Origin of the sequence: Kangiella aquimarina DSM 16071, from assembly GCF_000374105.1 — a bacterium.
GTDB classification, from domain to species: Bacteria; Pseudomonadota; Gammaproteobacteria; order Enterobacterales; family Kangiellaceae; genus Kangiella; species Kangiella aquimarina.
In genome coordinates this window covers 563,719-577,218 of sequence record NZ_KB893651.1, presented here as the reverse complement: position 1 = coordinate 577,218, position 13,500 = coordinate 563,719, and the positions used below count along the sequence as shown (strand labels likewise).

The 13,500-nt window shown below is 42.6% G+C and carries 12 protein-coding genes; 5 read left to right on the top strand and 7 right to left on the bottom strand.

The window, feature by feature from the left end:
* Positions 1-28 precede the first annotated feature (28 nt).
* Positions 29-760 (bottom strand): hypothetical protein, encoded by a 732-nt coding sequence (locus B158_RS0112040; RefSeq protein WP_018625639.1) that lies wholly within the window; start codon positions 758-760, stop codon positions 29-31.
* On the bottom strand, positions 757-2,292 hold the full coding sequence (gene murJ, locus B158_RS0112035; RefSeq protein ID WP_018625638.1) for a murein biosynthesis integral membrane protein MurJ: 1,536 nt from the start codon (positions 2,290-2,292) through the stop codon (positions 757-759). The genes B158_RS0112040 and murJ overlap by 4 nt, the downstream gene beginning before the upstream one ends.
* Positions 2,293-2,495: 203 nt before the next feature.
* On the opposite strand from murJ, the gene rpsT reads away from it, so the two are divergent.
* The gene (rpsT, locus tag B158_RS0112030) at positions 2,496-2,756 is read left to right on the top strand and encodes a 30S ribosomal protein S20 (protein ID WP_018625637.1); all 261 of its coding nucleotides are present in this window, start codon (positions 2,496-2,498) and stop codon (positions 2,754-2,756) included.
* Positions 2,757-2,935: 179 nt separating this feature from the next.
* Here the strand turns inward: rpsT and B158_RS0112025 are convergent, their stop codons facing one another.
* Positions 2,936-3,376: a MarR family winged helix-turn-helix transcriptional regulator gene (locus B158_RS0112025; protein ID WP_018625636.1), complete on the bottom strand. Its 441-nt coding sequence runs from the start codon at positions 3,374-3,376 to the stop codon at positions 2,936-2,938.
* Positions 3,377-3,638: 262 nt separating this feature from the next.
* Between B158_RS0112025 and B158_RS0112020 the strand changes: the two genes are divergently transcribed.
* A complete protein-coding gene (locus B158_RS0112020) occupies positions 3,639-4,991 on the top strand; it encodes a DUF1329 domain-containing protein (protein WP_018625635.1) in 1,353 nt (450 codons plus the stop codon).
* Between the two features lie 138 nt (positions 4,992-5,129).
* Positions 5,130-5,672, top strand: coding sequence for a DsrE family protein (locus tag B158_RS0112015; RefSeq protein ID WP_018625634.1), 543 nt, complete (start codon positions 5,130-5,132; stop codon positions 5,670-5,672).
* 37 nt (positions 5,673-5,709) lie between these two features.
* On the opposite strand, the gene cgtA is transcribed toward B158_RS0112015, so the two are convergent.
* From cgtA to rplU, 3 genes are all read right to left on the bottom strand, one after another.
* Positions 5,710-6,981, bottom strand: coding sequence for an Obg family GTPase CgtA (gene cgtA, locus B158_RS0112010; RefSeq protein ID WP_018625633.1), 1,272 nt, complete (start codon positions 6,979-6,981; stop codon positions 5,710-5,712).
* A gap of 129 nt (positions 6,982-7,110) precedes the next feature.
* Positions 7,111-7,365, bottom strand: a complete 255-nt coding sequence (gene rpmA / locus B158_RS0112005) for a 50S ribosomal protein L27 (RefSeq protein ID WP_018625632.1) — start codon at positions 7,363-7,365, stop codon at positions 7,111-7,113.
* A 3-nt stretch (positions 7,366-7,368) separates the two neighbouring features.
* Positions 7,369-7,950 (bottom strand): 50S ribosomal protein L21, encoded by a 582-nt coding sequence (gene rplU / locus B158_RS13710; protein ID WP_018625631.1) that lies wholly within the window; start codon positions 7,948-7,950, stop codon positions 7,369-7,371.
* A 283-nt stretch (positions 7,951-8,233) separates the two neighbouring features.
* Between rplU and ispB the strand changes: the two genes are divergently transcribed.
* The gene (ispB, locus tag B158_RS0111995) at positions 8,234-9,205 is read left to right on the top strand and encodes an octaprenyl diphosphate synthase (RefSeq protein WP_018625630.1); all 972 of its coding nucleotides are present in this window, start codon (positions 8,234-8,236) and stop codon (positions 9,203-9,205) included.
* Between the two features lie 265 nt (positions 9,206-9,470).
* Positions 9,471-11,072 (top strand): phosphoenolpyruvate carboxykinase (ATP), encoded by a 1,602-nt coding sequence (gene pckA, locus B158_RS0111990; RefSeq protein WP_018625629.1) that lies wholly within the window; start codon positions 9,471-9,473, stop codon positions 11,070-11,072.
* Between the two features lie 57 nt (positions 11,073-11,129).
* Here the strand turns inward: pckA and B158_RS0111985 are convergent, their stop codons facing one another.
* Positions 11,130-13,481 (bottom strand): bifunctional diguanylate cyclase/phosphodiesterase, encoded by a 2,352-nt coding sequence (locus B158_RS0111985; RefSeq protein WP_018625628.1) that lies wholly within the window; start codon positions 13,479-13,481, stop codon positions 11,130-11,132.
* Positions 13,482-13,500 lie beyond the last annotated feature (19 nt).

Genomic DNA, 13,500 nt, shown 5'->3' with positions numbered 1-13,500 from the left:
AAAAGGGAGCACGAGCTCCCTTTTTTGTTTAGTTACTTACTGGTGTTAAATGGATGAACTCTCCATTTTCATTAAGAAAACACTCAATGTCATTAAGCCTACAAAACTCCTCAAAACCATCAATATCAAACTCATCATTTGCAATGTCTTGAACCAATCCTGCAAACCAAAGCTCAAATTTTGATTGTGCCTTACTATAACCTTCATTCATTAGTAGCTTATGAGTATTCTCTAACCTTATTTCTTGCTCAACCAAGAGTTGCGAGTTATCCAGTACCGATTTGTAGACGACTCTCTTTACTTTACCAGAGTTATCAATTCTCCAAATAGAACTCAGGCGATCTTGTTCGACGAATATCTTTATGTCTCGGTCACTATATTTAGGGTCTTTCCAAAAATAGAATATTGATGTTAGAAGCGTCTCAAGTTCTATGTGTAAATTTAGGAGTTCAGAGCTCGATGGTTTCTCCAATAAATACAACTGCTTATAATTACAAGGCTTCCCTTTAAACAATAGTTTTGATTGTTGTTTTGTTATGAACTGGCAGAAATAACTTTCTTTACTCAGATTGAGTACAAAATTATATTCTCCTTTTGTGCCCATAGAAATTATTTTACTCTCGGGTGAGGTCATAATCGCATTGGGTATTTTACTGGGTACATAAATTGAGCCAAAAGAAAAGTCGTGCTTAACAAATTTTATATCTGCCATTGCACAGCAAGAAATCAAAAGAAGCGATATGCCTAAAAGATACTTCATTGCCCTATCCTGAAATCCTTGCGTCTTAACCCTAGCAACACAAGAAGAATGGCATAAGCCACAATAGTCACCGCAATAATGGTACTAATCATGCCGATGGCTTCCAAGCGTGACCAGGCCTGCCATTGTTCAATACTGAAATCGGTATACCAAAGACCAAGCAACAATAGTCCACTGGCCAATATCAGTTTACCAATCCACAACTTACTTTCTCTTGAAAGTTTTAAGTGATTGTCTTTGCTTAAAAAACGATAAAGCAGAATAGCATTGATAAATGCTGAGATACTGGTAGCGGCAGCCAACCCAACATGACCAAAAGGCTTAAATAGCGCCAGGTTAAGTACGATATTGCTGACAACAGCAACAACAGCAATCTTGACCGGAGTTTTGGTATCCTGACGCGAATAGAATCCTGTTAGGAATACTTTCACCATCATAAAAGCAATTAGACCAGAAGAATAAGCTTGAAGACTTTGGCCTGCTTTAAATGAATCATATTCAGTAAAGGCACCGTGCTGGAAAACGGTAATCATGATCGGCTCTGCCAGCCAGAACAAACCGATTGCCGCAGGGATACCAATCATTAGCACCATACGTAATCCCCAATCGAGAGTACCCGAATAGTGCTGCATATCTTTCTTCGAAAAGAACTTAGATAAGGTCGGTAAAAGTACCGTGGCGATGGCTATTCCAAAAATACCCAGAGGAAACTCAAGTAAACGATCCGAGTAATACAACCAGGAGATGCTGCCTTCAACCAATAAAGAAGCAATCTGCGTATCAATAAGCAGATTAATCTGACTGACCGAAGCACCAAATATCACCGGAATCATCAACTTAATAATTCGTTGCACACCACTATCTTTCCAAGCCCACTGTGGTTTTGGTAAATACCCTGCTTTCCATAAAAATGGAAAGTGTAAAAACAATTGCAAGGCACCAGCAATAAAGATAGCCCAGGCCAGTGCCACAGTAGGCTCTTCCATGGTCGGTGCAAACACTATTGCTGCTGCAATAATGGATAGATTCAGAAGAATTGGCGCAAAGGCCGGAACGGCAAATTTATTCAGTGTATTGAGCACAGAACTGTACATGGCGACCAACGAAATGAAGAAAATATAAGGGAATGTAATTTTCAGGAGGTCGCTGGCTAAATTGAATTTCTCAGGCTCATCAAGAAAGCCAATACCAAAAATGGCAATCAGACCTTGAGAACCCAAAACACCAACAATGGTAACAATGGCTAATACACCACCCAGCGTTCCCGAAACCTTACTTAACAGCTGAACGGTGTCTTTTTGTGTGCGGTTCGAGTAGTACTCGGAAAAAACCGGCACGAAGGCTGTAGCAAAGGCACCTTCACCAAACAGACGACGTAAGAAATTAGGGATTTTCTGTGCAACCAGAAATACGTCCGCCTGAAAAGTAGCGCCCAATAGATTTGCCAGAACCACATCTCGCACTAAGCCCATTATGCGCGAAATCATGGTCCAAAAACTGACGATGGTACTGGATTTCAGTAAGCTACCCATCGGCTCCCTAGCCTATTGTTTGTTATAGAAATTGGCGCAAGTTTAAGTGATAATTCGGCTTGCGACCAGAGAATCGCTTTAAAAGCCCCAAAATTGCCAGAATTTGCCGTTTTTGGTGGTTTTTACTTGATAAGGACGTGCAAAGGCGGTATATTTCGCGACCTTAAATTTTGAATTAACTATTTCGTTGTTAGGAGTTCACCTTGGCTAACATTAAATCTGCCAAAAAACGTGCTCGTCAAGCTGAAGCTCGTCGCCAGCACAACGCTAGCCGTCGCTCAATGCTACGTAGCTACATTAAGAAAGTTGTATATGCTATCGATGCAGGCAACAAAGCTGAAGCGCAAACTGCATTAGAGCGTGCTATCCCAGTGATTGATAAAGCTGCAAATAAAGGCATTATCCACAAAAATAAAGCTGCTCGTCATAAGAGCCGTTTGACTGCACGTATCCAAGCTCTTTAATCGCTTGGTAATGGGTTTTGTAAATACATAACCCAGTAGTAAGACAGTAAGAATTATAAAAGCTGCTTCTCATTTGAGTCGCAGCTTTTTCTTTATGCCAATCCTTTATATCGCCCCTTTAGAGCTGTGGACTCAAAATTCTTCAGCTGATATCAGCCATAGTCCTCTCTCTCTTAGTTTTAGCTTGTTTTTATCATTTGACGCTCAAGCACTGTCATTGCCTGATCAATCTGCTGTGTCTCATCAGCCTCAGTACCCTGCAACAGCTCTTCGATTGTAGATTGCGACTTTCGACGTATCTCATCAAGCAACTGCTGACTTTTACGCGTCGGTGCTACATAGACCACTCGCTGATCCGTTTTTGATCGTGATTTAATGACAAAACCTTGTTTCTCGAGACTTTTGACGGTTCGAGTAATGGCTGGTGCAGAGACTCCTTCAGTTGCTGCCAGCTTGTTGATAGTTTGCGGCCCCGTATTGATCAGGATACCAAGGATTGAAAGCCTTTCTGCTGTCAAACCACTTTCCTGTGCATGGCGTTTTGAATCTTTCAATAGATGCTCTGCCAGACGATAAAGCCTTTCTGCAATCTCTTTAATTTCTGATGTTGAATCTGACATTAGCTTGCAATGCTTAAATATTAACAATGGTTAACAATAAAGCTGTTCATGAATTATTTCAAGGAAAGATTATCTTTTGGCACTGATAGATAGCCAGGAACTATTACTTTGTAAAATAATTAGACACCGCACTTAATATTTCAATAACTTACAAACAGCACTATTGCTTTACTCTATCAGGTATGACCAGTTATTGACTTTATTGGTCGGATCAGTAGAATCTGCGCCTCATTTTATTTCAGATCCTTTTTGAGGCATTTTCATGAAAAAGGTCTTTATCTCCTCCACTTTAACTGCTCTGCTTCTGCTATCCACCAGCCACCAGGTTTCTCAGGCCAAAGTTTCTGCAGAACAGGCCCAACAACTGGGTAACACCTTATCACCAATCGGTGCGGAACTTGCAGGTAATGTTGATGGAACCATCCCGGCATGGACTGGTGGTATACTCCAAGTACCTCAGGATTATGTTCCAGGCGAACACCACAGAAACCCATTTGCCGATGAAAAGCCGCTATTAGTCATCAATCAGAGCAATGTAAGCCAATATGCTGATAAACTTTCAGCGGGCCAGATCGCAATGATTAAACAATACCCTGACTATCAGCTTAAAGTGTACCCAACACATCGTACTGCATCATTCCCCAAGAAGGTTTATGACTACAGTATTCAGAATTCTACCCGGGCAGAGCTGACACAAGATGGTGCGGGCCTGGTTAATGCTAAAGTTGGGACCCCTTTCCCGATTCCGAACAATGGTCTTGAGGCAATCTGGAATCACTTAACACGTTACCGTGGTGAGTACATTTCTCGTGAATATATTCAGGTTACACCTCAGCAAGACGGAAGTTACACTCCGGTCAAGTTTGAACAGGAGTCCTTGCAATACTATGCTCAGGAAAACCCTGAGAAAGACAACCTCCTGTTCCTCTATAAGCAACGTATTACCGCTCCATCCAATCTTGCTGGACAAGTATTACTAGTTCACGAGACATCAAATCAGATTGAAGATCCTCGCAGAGCCTGGCGTTATGACCCAGGTCGTCGTCGAGCATCCAGAACCCCAACCGTCGCCTATGACGCTCCTGCTCTTGCTTCAGATGGACTTTCAACAGTTGATAACTTCGATATGTTCAGTGGCTCACCAGATAAGTACAACTGGGAGTTAAAGGGTAAGAAAGAAATGTTTGTGCCTTATAACGCCTATCAACTCCACAGTGAACAGTTGAACTATGACGACATCATCCGCCCTGGCCACATTAACCAGGAGTATGCCCGATATGAATTGCATCGAGTGTGGGTTGTCGAAGCAACACTTAAGGACACAGAAACCAACATCTACAGTCGTCGTACCTTCTATCTTGATGAAGACAGCTGGCAAGCATTGCTGGTAGATCATTATGACGAAAATGGACAGCTATGGCGTGTTGGTGAGGCTCATGCCATCAATTATTACGAAGTTCCGGTTCTGTGGAGCACTTTAGATGTTTTGCATGATCTGAAAGCCAAGCGTTACATTGCTTTCGGTCTAGACAACAAAGAGTCCATGTACGACTTTGCCAGTGAATTGACCTACAGTGGCTTTACTGCTTCAGCGCTACGACGTGAAGGCCGATAAATAACGATTTAGCACAACCCCCTGTGTTGTAGCCACTCGCAAGAGTGGCTTTTTTTTGCTCCGTGTTTAACTGTTGGTATACTGAGAAAAATTTAAGCCATAAATAATGGAACAAGAGTCTTTAAGTCGAGGTTTGACATGAAAATTATTGGATTTATATTTTGCTGTTTTTTATTAGTGCCACCACAACTTTTTGCTAAAAGCGATATTCAAATGGGGCCAGTTATTGAAGGATATGGTCCAACTTCTGCAATCACTGATGCTGATGTAAAACTACCAGAGGGCTTTATCTATAAAGCTCTGTTTGACATTAGTGAAACGAATAAGAAACATGATCAATACAATCGAAAAATTGAGTCTGTAGCTCGCTTTCTTAATATGCACGCCAGGAATGGTGTAAAAATCGAGGATATGAAGCTTGCAGTGGTTCTTCATGGTGCTGCCACCAAGGATGTTTTGAATGACGAAGCATATGCGAAACGCCATGGCCACAACAATCCCAATACAGACTTAATTAAGGAACTATCTGAAAAAGGCGTATCGTTTTATATTTGCGGTCAATCTGCAGCATTTTATGACATTAAGAAAAGTGAGTTATCGACTGACGTGAAACTGGCCTTATCAGCCATGACCATGGCAGTGTTGCTGCAGCAAGAAGGCTATCAATTAATTCCTTTTTAAAAAAAAGCGAGCTCATGGCTCGCTTTTTTTCTATCAATTATTGATTGCTGGATTTGTCGGTCTCTTCTTTATCCTGATCTTCATCTTTTGACTGGTCATCCAACGAATCTTCTTCCGCAATACCGTCACTATCCAAATCGTCTTCGCCACCCTCATCATCTTCCCAGTCTTCGTCATCCCAGTCATCATCCAGATCGTCCCAGGCTTCTTCAGGTACTTCATCAATCGCTCCCGGCTTTGGCCAGTTGAACTCCTGCGCCTGAGTTTCTGCTTCATACTCACGAATTTTAGGATGTTCAATCAAATAATCCATGATGTCATTACAGATTTTGCGTGTCCCTTCTTTCTGGATAGCTGACATGCGATACACCGGGCCATCCCAGTCTAGTCGTTCCAACATATCAGCAATCTTAGCTTCTACTTCTTCTTCAGGCAAAAGATCGGTTTTATTAAAAACCAGCCAGACAGGCTTATCTTTTAAAGAAATATCCTTACTCTCACTATACTTGTACAGCTCATTCATAATTCCATTGAAGTTTTCCACCGGATCGGACTCGTCAAATGGCAACAGGTCAACGATATGCAGCAAAATCCTGGTACGGGCAAGATGACGCAGGAAGCGAATGCCTAAACCAGCCCCTTCAGCCGCCCCTTCAATCACACCAGGGATATCAGCAACTACGAAACTGGACTCGGCATCCACACGGACCACACCAAGATTTGGAACCAGAGTAGTAAATGGATAATCGGCAACTTTCGGTTTAGCTGATGACACAGCTCTAATGAAAGTCGATTTACCAGCATTCGGCAATCCAAGCAGCCCCACATCAGCTAAAACCTTAAGTTCCAGGCGCAACTCGCGGAATTCACCGGGCGTTCCGTGCGTAGCTTTGCGTGGCGCACGATTAACCGAGCTTTTGAAACGAGTATTACCAAGACCGTGGAAGCCGCCTTTAGCAACCAATACCTTCTGTCCGTCTCGCACCAGGTCTCCGACAATTTCACCGGTTTCTTTATCGGTAATTTGCGTTCCAACTGGAGCTTTCAGATAGAGATCTTCGCCTTTGCTACCGGTCTTATTACGACCCTGTCCATTCTCGCCTCTGGTTGCTTCATAAAAGCGCACAAAGCGATAATCAACCAAGGTATTTAGCTCGGCATCAGCAACAACATAGACGCTACCGCCGTTGCCACCATCGCCCCCATCCGGGCCGCCTCGTGCAACGTATTTTTCACGACGAAAACTGACGATGCCGTTACCGCCATCACCTGCTTTCACCTTTATGGATACTTCATCAACAAATTTCATAGCGCTATTCTGCCACTGTTACCCTGTTAGACCAACTGTCTATCATATCGTTAAAGCGACAATCCTAAAATTGTCGCTTACAAAAAAAAGCCCCAGCAATGGCTGAGGCTCTTTCTTCATCTGATTCGATTAAGCGTCGATAGAAACAAACTTACGGTTGTTTTTACCTTTAACTTCGAATTTCACTTTGCCGTCAACCTTTGCGAACAAAGTGTGGTCGCGACCGATACCAACACCGTTACCAGCGTGGAAACGAGTACCACGTTGACGAACAATAATGCTACCCGCGCTTACTTCTTCACCGCCAAAGCGCTTAACACCAAGACGTTTACTTTCGGAATCGCGGCCGTTACGAGTACTACCACCAGCTTTCTTATGAGCCATCGTTTACTCTCCTTTCAATAATTCTTTAGCCTGCTCGATCCAACCTTCGCGTTCGATGCGGCCTTTAAAGTTCAATTGCTCGTCGAATTTAGCAACATCTTCTGCTGTCCATTCGGCGATTTGCTTAAATGTAGTGATACCAGCGTCGCTCAATTTACCAACGATAACTGGACCAACACCTGAAAGTTTAGTTAAGTCGTCACCTTCAGTTTTAGCGGCTTTCTTGGCTGGTGCTTTCTTTGCAGTTGCCTTTTTAGCAGCTGGCTTAGCGCCATCAAGAGCAATACCACTAATTTTAACTTCAGTGTACCACTGACGGTGGCCTTGACGCTTCATGTGGTGTTTACGACGCTTGAACTTAAGAATGTTTACTTTCTTAGCGCGACCGTGATCAACAACTTCTGCCGATACTACAGCACCTGCTACAAGAGGCGTACCAAGTTGAATGTTTTCGCCGTCTGCTACCATCAATACTTCGTTGAAGTCGATGTTAGCACCAGTTTCCGCTTCGATTTTCTCCAAGCGAACAACTTGGCCTTCTTTTACGCGGTGCTGTTTGCCACCACTTTTGATTACTGCGTACATATTTATTCTCCAGTTATGACCCTCTCGTATATCTCAACGACAAGGTTAATATGCAATGCGATTACGAATTAAGGGCGCGAATTGTAAGCCAAAGCACGCCCCGAAGCAAGCGAAAAGCCGATAAAATCAGGCTTTTTTACGCTTTCTTCACGAGTCTAAGCCTAGTCTCAGCCTGGCGATACGAAAAAAAGCCGATAAGACTTGACCGAATCGAGCTGCCTCACTAGGATTGCGGGGCATTTTATTGATTTTTCTACAGAATACAAACGCTTTGTTAATAAATATGATGACCCTTGACCAAATTCGAGCTCTGGTTGCTGATGACTTTGATGCTACCAACCAAATCATTTTAGATAGACTGCAATCAGACGTGGTTCTGGTAAATCAGGTCGGTCACTATATTGTTGCTGCAGGTGGCAAAAGACTCCGTCCTATGCTCCTTCTTCTTGCAGCTAAGTCATTAAATTATAAAGGGGATTTTCATCCCAACCTGGCTGCTGTCATTGAGCTTATCCATACCGCGACCCTGCTCCATGATGATGTGGTGGATGAGTCGGATCTACGTCGAGGCCGTCAGACAGCCAATGCCATGTTCGGTAACCAGGCTTCTGTGCTAGTTGGTGACTACCTTTACAGCCGCTCATTTCAAATGATGGTTGAAGTCGGTGAAATGCGCGTAATGGAAGTCCTGTCGCAAACCACAAATGAAGTGGCTGCAGGTGAAGTCTTGCAGCTTATGAATGTGAATGATCCCGATGTGGATGAAGCTTCTTATTATCAGGTCATTGAGCGTAAAACAGCCATTTTATTCGCCGCCGCAACACAACTGGCGGCCATTCTAGCGGGTACCTCTAAAAATATAGAAAACGGTTTACGAGAATATGGCCTGCAGCTGGGCAATGCATTCCAGCTGATTGATGATGCTTTGGACTATGCCGCAGATACCCAGGAGCTGGGCAAGAATGTCGGTGATGATTTGGCCGAAGGAAAACCTACACTACCCCTTATTTACGCCATGCAGCATGCCTCTGAAAGTGATGCCAAGATGATTCGTCAGGCTATTGAGCAAGGTGGACTTGATAATATGGAAGCCATTTTGCAAGTTATCGAGCAAACAGGCGCTATTGAATACACTTATCAGGCCGCAGAACAAGCAGTAGCTAAGGCCATATCAGCTCTGGAGCCATTACCTGATAACCAATATAAGCAGGCGTTGGTAGATATTGCTCGCCTATCTCTGAAACGAAACTCTTAAGGTTTAGATAGCCAAAAAGACCAATAAAGCGCTTTTGCTTGCTGCTGATAATTCACAGCACTCAACCCTGTGCTTAACCATAGAACAAGCTATCGATTTAAAATGCCAATGACTGGCAAAAAATTTGACAATTGATAGCTTTTACCTCTCGCAAGCCTTTTTATTTTCTGCGATAATAGCGCGCAATTTTTAAGCATCCCGAACCGCTTAGCTTAACAGTTGCATTGCAAAGGTTTGAGAAGCCTTTGTCCAAGAGGAGTACCCAATGTCTCGCAATCTTGATTTAAGCCAATATGGCATCCACTCAGTTTCAGAAATCGTTTATAACCCGTCTTACGAATTACTTTTTGAAGAAGAAACCAAGCCCGGCGCCGAAGGTTATGAAAAAGGTGTGGTCACTGACACTGGTGCAGTTGCGGTAGATACCGGTATTTTTACAGGTCGTTCACCAAAAGATAAATACATCGTTATGGACGATACCACCCGCGATACGGTCTGGTGGTCAAAAAATGGAGTAAACGACAACAAACCAATTTCTCCAGAAGTATGGTCAGACTTGAAGCAGGTTGTTACCAATCAATTATCCAACAGCCGCCTATTCGTAGTTGATACTTTCTGCGGTGCTGACGAAGCAACCCGCCTAAAAGTTCGCTTTATCACTCAAGTTGCCTGGCAGGCACACTTTGTTAAGAACATGTTCATTCGTCCAACTGAAGAGGAATTGGAAGGCTTTGAGCCAGATTTCGTGGTTATGAATGGCTCTAAGGCAACCAACCCAAAGTGGCAAGAACACGGACTTAACTCTGAAAACTTTGTTGCTTTCAATCTAACTGAGAAAATCCAGTTGATCGGTGGCACCTGGTATGGCGGCGAAATGAAAAAAGGTATGTTCTCAATGATGAACTACCTGTTGCCATTAAAAGGTATCGCGTCAATGCACTGCTCTGCAAACGTTGGCGAGAAAGGCGATGTTGCTATCTTCTTTGGTCTATCAGGTACCGGTAAGACAACGCTTTCTACAGACCCAAAACGTGCTCTAATCGGTGATGATGAACATGGCTGGGATGATAATGGTGTCTTCAACTTTGAAGGCGGCTGTTACGCAAAAACAATTAACTTAACAGAAGAAAACGAGCCTGATATCTACCGCGCGATTCGTCGTGATGCACTCCTTGAGAATGTTGTGGTAGGCGAAAATGGTAAAATTGATTTCGACGATGGTAGTAAAACAGAGAATACTCGCGTTTCTTATCCTATCTACCATATCGACAATATCGTCAAGCCAGTGTCTATGGCTGGTCATGCTCAGAAAGTAGTTTTCCTGACTGCAGACGCATTTGGTGTTTTACCACCTGTTGCAAAACTAACGCCTGATCAAACTCAATACTACTTCCTGTCGGGCTTTACGGCTAAACTTGCAGGTACAGAGCGCGGTATTACCGAACCAACACCAACCTTCTCTTCATGTTTTGGTGAAGCATTCCTGTCACTTCATCCTACTCAATATGCAGAAGTATTGGAAAAACGCATTCAAGATGCTGGGGCAGAAGTCTATCTGGTCAATACTGGCTGGAATGGTACTGGTAAGCGCATATCCATCAAAGATACACGCGGCATTATTGATGCCATCATGGACGGCTCTATCGAGGAGTGCTCATTTGAGAACTTGCCTTACTTCAACTTAGCCATCCCAACAGAGCTGAAAGGTGTGGATACTAAAATCCTTAATCCGCAGAACACATATGCAACTGCTGCGGACTGGGAAGTAAAAGCTAAGAAACTTGCGGAAATGTTCATCAAGAACTTCAACCGTTTTGCAGATAATGACAAAGCCAAGGCATTGATTCCTGCAGGCCCAACGCTATAAGTTGTCACATACCCATAAAAAAAGCCGCTTCTGCGGCTTTTTTTTGTCTAAAGATTGTTAAATAAGTTTTGGCTTATCGATGTGGTAACCCTGCCCATAGTCAAAACCCATTTCTTCGATCTTATTTAAAACCTGTTCGTTTTCAACAAACTCAGCAATTGTTTTAATGCCTAACTGGACACTGATTTCACAGATACTTTTAACAATGGTCTGGTCATAATCATTTTCAAGAATTTGCTTGATAAATGAACCATCCACTTTAATGAAATCAACAGGTATATTTCTTAAATAACCATATGAAGACATACCACTGCCAAAATCATCTAAAGCAAATTTACAGCCATAGTCATTCAAATTATCAATAAAGGTTTTTACCAGTTCGTAATTATTAATGGCTGCAGTTTCGGTTATCTCAAATACGAGATATTTCGCCAGCTCTGGAGATTCAGAAACCTGCTCTACCAGGCGATTTCTAAACTCTTCACTGTTAAGTGATACACCTGACAAGTTTATACACCATAAGAACTCGCTGGCTTGAGTGTTTGCTTCAAGATATTCAAGTACACGGTCTACAACCCAGTGATCAACTTTGTGCATTAAGTTAAAGCGCTCTGCAGCCGGAATAAACTCAATAGGCGGAATCATTCCTCCCTCTTCATCCAACATGACCACAAGAACTTCTTTTAAATCACCAGTATTATTTAGGCTCTTGATGGTTTGCACTCGCAAAGCAAAGCGGTCTTCGTCTAACGCTTTATTAATGCGATTAACCCACAGTACCTGATTATGAAAATGCACACTCTCAGGATCATTTTTATCGAAAACATGAATTCTGTTTCCGCCTTTTTCTTTTGCAATAGTTCTGGCCGATGCAAGCTCAGATAAAACTTCACTTGCGCCCTGAGTATCGGAGCTGATGACAGCCATACCTGCGCTGGCATGGACATTGATATTCATCTGACTCCAATCAAAGACGGTATCATGAACAATGTTGATAATTTTATCGATTACATGGTAGGCGGACTCTAATTGCATGGAGTCAAAAATAACTAAGAACTCATCGGCGCTTAGGCGGTAAGCTCTGTCCTCCTTGCCGATGTTGCTCTGAATGATTTTTGCGAACTGTTTTAATACAAAGTTTCCAGCTTCATGACCAAATGAATCATTAACCAGGTTGAATTTATCTATATCCAACAAACAGGCAACATGCGATTGTTTTGTCTTGTGCTCAATAAGCTCGTTTAAAAATTTGTCTAAAGCAAAGCGGTTTTCAAGATCGGTCAGGAAGTCATGATTAGCCTGATAGACCAATTGATTTCGACTTGATTCAAGTTCATTAATATTCTTTCTCAGCTGACCTTTACTTTCCATAAGGACCTGGTTATTTCTATACAGCACAAACACCAGATACATAAAGTAACAAAGCAGAATAGCAAGTAGCACTACTACTAAAATTAGAGAATATCGAGCGTTGGATAATGGCAAATAGAACTCTTCGATGTTGCCTATTATTGTCATATTCCACTGTCTGCCACCGAAACTAAATGTCTTATCAATGGAAAAGTAATGCTCTTCGTCAATTTGACGCTCCCCCCTTGAGTGGTGCTCAAGCAGAAGAACAGGCTCTCCATCGGTAACATCCTTTATAACCAAGGTTAACCCAAATCGGGCCAAGTCATCTGAACTTTCACTAATCAAGTCTTCAAGTACAAAGACTCCTTCAGCAAAGCCAATAGTTTCAAATACCTTCCCTGATTTTTCATACTTAAATGCAGGAGAGAATACTAAAGCTGCGGACTTTCCAGGATGCTGATGCAGCTCCATTCTTGAACTGACGGTTGTATCATTAGTTGAAATAGCGCGCTCTAATGCTTCCTGGCGTGGCTCAGCTTTGTATGGATCGTAACCAATAACTTCTTTATTTTCTTCATAAGGATATGCATAAAGGATCGGGTAATAAGTATCTCTATTAAGAACCAGTGGAATTAAGCTCCCATCATCTTGTTTCTCTGTCATGGTGAAGTCTGGATATGCTTCTCTGGCACTCTCCAAAAATGAATCCAGTTGTTCATGTCTAACAATCTGAACATATTCGAAAGCCTGAACACCACCATGCTTGACCAGATTGCTCATCGCAAAGTGCTCAAACTCAAACCTGGTAACTTTTTCTGATAGTGAAAAGAAGGTTGCCAGCTGATCAACATCATCAATAAACCGCTCAACATCATTGGAAACTTTTAGAAGATAGCGCATGGATACATCATTAAAGCGCTCTTCGGCATATTGATGTTCTGTTGACTCTAACCATCGACCAGCCAGGAATAAAAATGCAAAGCCCAAAAGCAGAATGATGCCAATTGCAATCAGGTTCTTTACCAAAAATGGTAGCGGCTTCGCCTTTCGTGTCATGTAAGACTGCTCCTAGAGG